The 6,000-nt window shown below is 63.7% G+C and carries 4 protein-coding genes; 2 read left to right on the forward strand and 2 right to left on the reverse strand.

Annotation, left to right across the window (positions count from 1 at the left end; translation table 11 throughout):
- Nucleotides 1-239: 239 nt before the first annotated feature.
- On the forward strand, nt 240-1,067 hold the full coding sequence (locus AC1D2E_RS18020) for a DUF2092 domain-containing protein (RefSeq protein ID WP_478198657.1): 828 nt from the start codon (nt 240-242) through the stop codon (nt 1,065-1,067).
- A 12-nt stretch (nt 1,068-1,079) separates the two neighbouring features.
- On the forward strand, nt 1,080-1,667 hold the full coding sequence (locus AC1D2E_RS18025; RefSeq protein WP_478198658.1) for a hypothetical protein: 588 nt from the start codon (nt 1,080-1,082) through the stop codon (nt 1,665-1,667).
- A 396-nt stretch (nt 1,668-2,063) separates the two neighbouring features.
- Here the strand turns inward: AC1D2E_RS18025 and AC1D2E_RS18030 are convergent, their stop codons facing one another.
- Nucleotides 2,064-3,533 carry a DUF1254 domain-containing protein gene (locus AC1D2E_RS18030; RefSeq protein WP_478198659.1) on the reverse strand — a complete coding sequence of 490 codons (1,470 nt, stop codon included), beginning with the start codon at nt 3,531-3,533 and terminating at the stop codon, nt 2,064-2,066.
- Nucleotides 3,534-3,701: 168 nt separating this feature from the next.
- A complete protein-coding gene (locus AC1D2E_RS18035; RefSeq protein WP_478198660.1) occupies nt 3,702-5,621 on the reverse strand; it encodes a sensor histidine kinase in 1,920 nt (639 codons plus the stop codon).
- Between the last annotated feature and the right edge of the window lie 379 nt (nt 5,622-6,000).

A 6,000-nucleotide genomic window follows, 5' to 3' on the forward strand; every position in this document is an offset into this window, starting at 1 on the left:
AACCACGATCTTGGCTCTGAGCGGCAGTTCTGTCTCGAGCGTGCGAGCTTACTGCGCCGCCGAGAAACGTGGACTGATGACTCGCCGGCTACTTCCCGAAAGGGAAGGTGTGCGTCGACGCCATTGTCACTATCCTCAGCACTGAAACGAACCGCAAGGCGCAGTGCCTGTCCAGCGAGCAGATCAATGCGCCCGCGATCCGGGCCTGTGTTCATCAATGTCGAAGAAGGAAATCAGCAATGATCCAACTCCAACGCTCCGCCTGCACATTGCTGGTCGCGCTGGGCCTGTCGCTGATGGCGGAGGCAAATGCACAGCAAGCTCCACCCACCAAGCCCGCCAGATCCGCCGCCAAGTCAGCCCAGCCCGAACTCGAAGCCAAGGCGATCGACCTCCTGCGCGCGATGGGCGGTGCTCTGACGACCGCCAATTCGGTGTCGTTCACGGCCGTCGCCACCTACGAGAGCCCGAGCAGTGTCGGCCCCGCGCTGGCCTACGGAACCACTTCCGAGGTGTTGCTGCAGCGCCCCGACAGGCTGCGCGTGCTCACTCTCGGCGACGGGCCCGCCTCGGAGTTCTCCTACGACGGCAAGACCATCACCGCCTTCGCGCCGGCCGAGAACCTGGTGGCCGTCGCGCCAGCCCCGCCCACCATCGACGCCATGCTCAAGCAGGCTTTCGACAATGCCGCGATCTACTTCCCCTTCGCCGACGTCGTCGGCAGCGACCCCTTCAAGGCGCTCACCGAGGGCCTCACCAAGGCCTTCTACATCGGCCCGTCGAAGGTCGTCGGCGGCACCACCACCGAGATGGTGGCTATCGCCAGCGACCAGATGTTCATGCAGATCTGGATCGGCGCCGACGACAAGCTGCCGCGCAAGATGCGCGCGGTGTTCCGTGGCGACCCGTTGCTGCTGCACCACCAGGTGGAGCTGTCCAACTGGAAGCTCGACCCGGTGATCGCGGCCGAGGCTTTCGCGGCGGTCAATGCGGCCAATGCGAAGAAGATCGGCTTCGCGGTGCCGAAGCCACCGGCGGCGGCGAAGAAGGCCACCAAGACCAAGTAAGGAGAACGAACCATGACGAATACCAAGGTCCTTCTTCCCGTGCTGGTCGCGTTGCTCATCGCGGCTGGCTTCCATGAACCGGCGGCCGCCTGGGCCAGCGCCAACCGCTTCGGCGGCCATTCCTATGGCGGCTGGGGTGGCGCCACGCATGTCAACCGCTGGGGCGGATCCACCTCGCGCAGCTGGGACGGCGCCGTCAGCCACTCCAACATCTACGGCGGGCATTCCGCCGGGGTACCGGGTTACGGCGCCGTGCACACGACTGCCGGAGGCTTCAGCACCTACCGCCCGCCGGCCTACGGCTACGCGGGCTATGCGCCCTACCACGCACCGGTGGCGGTGCCGTACTACCACGCGGGCTGCTACAACTGCGCCGGCGCGGTCGCTGCGGGTGCGGTCGTCGGCCTGGCCGCCGGCGCCGCGGTCGCCAGTGCTGCGCGCCCGGTCTATTCAATGGGCGTGAACTATGCGACCGTGCCGCCCGACGCGGTGATCGTGAGTCAGGCCGGCATCACCTACTACCAGGTCGGCAGCACTTGGTTCCGGCCGTACTACGGCGCCAACGGCGTGTACTACACCGTCGTACCGGCTCCTTACTGATGAACGACTGCCCCTCCAGGACACTGCGCGAGATCGCGCAGCTCACCCATCCCTCCCTCGTCTGCCTCGTGCTGGCCACGTAGCGCCGATAGGCGCGATCTGCAGGACCCCAGCAGATCCGCTCGACCCTGAAGGTGGCACGGTACTCGCCGATGAAGTCCCTCAAGACGCTTGCGCGAAGCCTGGTGAACGTTGTTGCCTGGTCGGCGGCCGTCATCCTGGTCTGCGAATGGCCTCGGGCTCAAGACCTTCAGGCATCCTTCCTGGTGTCGCGGCGTAGAGGATTTCGATGGGCGCCACCGAGCGACCGCAATGAAAGTCGGAGCAGCCCTTGAATCCGACACGCGCGTGCTCAGCTCGGCGAGAAGCCTTTTTTCAAGCGCGGACTCCGAACCGCTACTTCGACGCAACGATCCCTGGCGGCTGCCAGCTGCCGGCGCCGGCGGGAAGAATCGAAGGCGGCGTGGCCTTCGGCCAGTAGAGACGCATCACCAGATAGACCGTGTCGTCGGGCGCCGGCAACCAGTTGGCCTCCTTGGCCTTGCCCGGCGACTCCTTCTGGATGTACAGCGTCAGCGAGCCATCCGCGTTCTTCTTCATCGTCGACAGCATCGGCGAATTGATCAGATAGCGATTGATCGGATTCTTGATCAGCAGCTGGCTCTTGCCGTCGTACATGGTCACCGACCAGAAGGCATTGACTGGCGGCAGCTTGCCGGCCGGGAAGGTCAGCGTGTAATTGTGCTTGCTGGTATCGAGCGTCTGGCCGGCGCCGTCGGTGCGCGTGTAGGGGTACATCGCCTCGACGGCGTCATTGCCGTAGAGGCCGCCCTTCGCGGCGCCGGCACGCATCAGCCAGTCGGCCTTGTAGAACGCCTGGTCGCCGAAGAACGCGCCGACGTTCCAGCCGTTGATCTTCTTCATCCCGCCCGAGAGGAACTTGTCCACCTGGTCGTCGCCGGCCTTCATGCCGAGCAGGACCGCGCCCTTGTGCTCGAGCGAGAGGTCTTTGAATTCGAAGCTCCGGCCGGGGCCCACCCCGATGCTGGCCAGCTTGGCCCGGATCTCCTTGTCGTCAGCCGAAGGCGGCACATACTGCAGCGCGGCCGACAGGTACTCGAAGAAGTTGGCCTTGATGCCACCCGTCGTGGCCGGCACGAAATCGATCTTCGGCGCAGCAGGCGGCGGGGGTTGATGGAGGAATGCGGAAAGCGGCTGGATCTTGTAGCCCGCCTGCACCTTCTCGACGTTCGGCATGTCGGCCGGATTGAACAGCTGGGTGCGGATCAAGGTCAGCGCGAAGGGGGTCGTGGAGTTGAACACCTTCTTGATGCCCGGGGGCGTCGCACCCTTCCAGTCGGGGCCTGCAACCAGATAGTTCCCAGGCGCGCTTCCGGTTGCCCGGCTCCCGATGTAGCCGTAGTTGTAGGTGTTGCCGTCGATCAACTGAACCGAGTAGTAGCGCTTGCTCGAGACCGCCGGCACCGTGATCACGAGCGGCTCGGCGCGCAGGTCGGCCCAGAGAATCGAATAGGGCGTGTCGCTGTTGGGCGTGATGACGGCCGTGTCAGCGGGCGTCGCGACCCGATGCTCGTTGTGCAGTTGGTTGAAGGGCGCCTTGAACTGGCTGGACTTGGTGTCCACCGCGAACTCGTTCATCACGGCGTAGTTCATGACCAGCGGCAAGCCATAGACAAAGCCTTCCTCGGCGATCGCCTTGGTCTGCTCGAGACTCGGCGCGGGTATGCCCTTGGCCACATCCGTCTTGGCTGCCTGCGCGATCGGATCGGTCTTGCTGGCGCAGCCAACCGTCAGGCTGATCGCTCCGGCGACCACCGCGAGCCATTTCACTAATTCCGCTTTCATGCTTGCCTTTCTGCCTTGAAGATCGTGATCCGTGCACCGTTGCAACGGTCCGCGCGATGATGACACCGGCTCCAATGGGTTGGCAACTGCCCTTTAGGGAGGGTCGACAGGCCCACGCAAGCGCGGTCCTCCTCGAACGAGAAACATCAGTTCGGGCGAATAGGAGAGTCAAGATGCTCCAGACCACGCTTTCAGACTTCGGCGCGATTCATCTGTGTATCGCACTTGCCTGACGGATCGCGCAGGCGCAGGCGTAGCCATTGCGGGCCCGTCGGCCGGTGAGACCGGTAGCGTCACGCGCAGGCTGGCGCCGCCACCTTCGACGTTCTCGGCCCACAGTCGCCCTCCATGTGCCTCGACCAGTGTGCGGGAGATCGACAGGCCCATACCCATCCCGGTCGGCTTGGTGGTAAAGAACGACCCAAAGATCTGTTCAAACCGGTCCTTCGGAATACCGGAACCCGTGTCGTTGACAGCGATCTCGACCGTCTCGGTGCCTCGATGCATCGCGGTGACCACAATGCTTCGCACTTTGTGTGTTGCTTCATCGATCGCGTCCATGCCGTTGGAGATAAGGTTGAGCAGCACTTGCTGCAGATGGATGCGATCGCCAAGAACCGGCGGCAGATGGTGCGCAACTTCCAATTCCACGCGAATGTGGCGCGCCGCGGCGTCGGGACGGACCAATGCGGTGACATCCTCCAGGAGGTCACGCACCTCCAATGGCATGACCTCCACCTCGTGGCGCCGCAGCATGGCGCGCATGCGATCGATCACGAGTCCCGCGCGCTGGTCATCGGCGAGGATGTCGTCGACAATCGCGCGGATCTCTTCGAGGTCCGCGTGACCGGATTGCAACATGAGTGCTGCGGCTTCGGCATTGCGCAGGATGGCGCCCAGCGGCTGGTTGAGTTCGTGAGCCAGAGAAGCCGCCAGCTGCCCCATCACGGACACACGGCCTGCATGAGCGATCTCGTGCCGCAGACGCAGCATTTCCTGCTCGGCTTCCTTGCGTGCGGTGATGTCGCTGCAGGCGCCCCGGCTACGGACAGCGCGCTGGCATTCGAATTCGAATTGTCCTTGCGCCGAGAGCCACCGCGTACTGCCATCGGAAACGCAGACGCGAAACTCCGTCTGATAGTGGCCAACCCTTTCCCCTCCCGCCTCGGAGAACGCCAGGCGCACCATGTCGCGGTCGTCGGCATGCACCTTCAATAGCAACGACTCCAAATCCATTGGCTCGCTAGGCGAAAAGTCGAACAGCTGCCGAGTCCTCGGGCTCGCCCAGAAGGTATCGCAAGCGACATCACGCATCCAGAGGCCCAGGTTCGCGGCTTGCGTGGCGAGCGTCATGCGCTCCTCGCTTTCGCGCAACGCATGCAGCAGTCTCGCCGCGTGACGCACGTTGCGACTCAGTTCGTAGGCCATCGCGAACACAATGCCCAAAGAGAACAAGCTGACCATGATCGGCGCCTCGACAAAGCCCCAGAACACCAGCACCGCTTGAGCGACACCACCCAGGGCGAAGAAGCAGGCCGTGCCACCGATCGTGAGCGCAGTGGCCCTGTTGCCGCGGCGCCAGGCCGAGAGACTGGCATCCAAGACAAAAATCGCGAGCAGACACATCGTCAACTGGCCGACCAGCATCCACGGATTGGGCGTCCCGATGCCGACCGAGACGTTCTCGCCCAGGAACGGAATGGCGCGCAACGCCGAGATCTCCTTGAAGTTCAGTGACCGACCGCTCAGGAAGTTGGGAAACAACGTGAAGGTCCGCAGCACGATGACTGTCCACCCCAACCAAGCGCGACCGCTTTTGAGATAGCTGCGCACGAAGCCGACCAGCGATACGGTGATGAGCCAGGCCGCCACCTGTCCCATGCGATGCGCGAGGGCATATTCATCCGGCCCCTGCGCTTTCATGGCGACGAGTTCGCAGAAAGCAAGCGCAGCGGTCGCCACCGCCAAGACCGAGAAGAACAAACTCGGCCAGGCTGCCCGATCCTTCACCCACACCGGCAGATGCACGGCAGCCAGCATGAGGCACGCGGACCCGACCATGGCCCAAACAATGGTGACCCAACTCATGAAAACTCCATTCGGCGACCAAGCCCAATTCTCGTCTGGGTCGAGTGACGTGACTTGAGAGGATACCGAAGGGCAGTATGACGACGGCGCTCCCGGCCTCGAAGACGGGATTCATGGCGGTGCACAAGCTCATCGACGCGTTCCGGTGCTGCTGCACCGGAACGGACATGCGTCAGTTCACGAGTTCGAGATCTGCGGCACTGCGGCCCGGTCCTTCCGGGCGCTCAGCGCCAGCTTCCCTGAGTGCCATTTCGAAGAACCAGCGTCCGCGATGCCAAAAATCCGACTCGGCCGATGGGTGGCTCATTGGAGCAGGACGCGAGCGGCCTCGCCATTGCCCTGGATGAAGACCCGCTGACCCACTCGCAGTCCGGGCATC

The sequence above is a fragment of the Variovorax sp. P1_H2 genome (assembly GCF_056405295.1).